1 protein-coding gene is annotated in these 797 nt (G+C 42.7%); it reads left to right on the forward strand.

The features are described 5' to 3' along the window. Positions 1 to 200 precede the first annotated feature (200 nt). Positions 201 to 737, forward strand: coding sequence for a hypothetical protein (locus ACYQ2O_RS12500; protein WP_346025212.1), 537 nt, complete (start codon positions 201 to 203; stop codon positions 735 to 737). Positions 738 to 797 lie beyond the last annotated feature (60 nt).

Genomic DNA, 797 nt, shown 5'->3' on the forward strand with positions numbered 1-797 from the left:
GGAAATGAGATGGTTCCTGTTTACTATAAGAGTATTCACGGTATCGTCTACGATAATTCAGAACTGAAAAAGTAATGGCTACGCACTATCCCAAAAGGGCGAAGGCGTAGCCGAAGCTTTTTTTATTGGAAAAGTAACGGATTGAAGAAGGAACTAAAGAGGATTATCGGAAGAGACATTACACAAAGGGAGAGAAGAAAATGACCAGTCATTACAGAACAGAGCAGATAAACGGAGACATGCTGACACCTATTTCAGTATTTCAGAGACTCAAAGGAGAAAAGAAATTCATACTGGAAAGTTCAGATGGATATGGAAAGAAAAGCCAGTATTCCTTTATAGGGATGAACCCGTACAAGGAAATCATCGGGAACGGAAAGACTGTGAGGATCAAAGAAGGGAAACGGGAACAGACGTCATTGAAGAAGCCACTGGATGTCGTCAAGGCTCACATTCCAGAGATCACCCTGGATCTTCCTTTTCCATTTTACGGCGGAGCAGTCGGCTACATCGGGTACGATGCCATTCGAGAATATGAAGATATCGGGAGTCGGCTGAAAGATGAGATAGCCATGCCGGACCTTCATCTCATGTTCTATCAGGAACTGGTTGTGTTCGATCATGTCAGGCAGGAAGTGACGATCGTCGCATTGGACATTGAAGGAGATAGATGTAGAAAAGCATTCTATACCGATAAAAAAGAGGCGAAAAAAGGCAATGTGATCCAGCAGACGTGAATACACTGCTGGATCACATTGCTTTTTTTCTTGTCAAATGTCTCCAGCAAAGGTAAAATA

It is taken from the genome of Alkalibacterium sp. m-11, assembly GCF_054658155.1.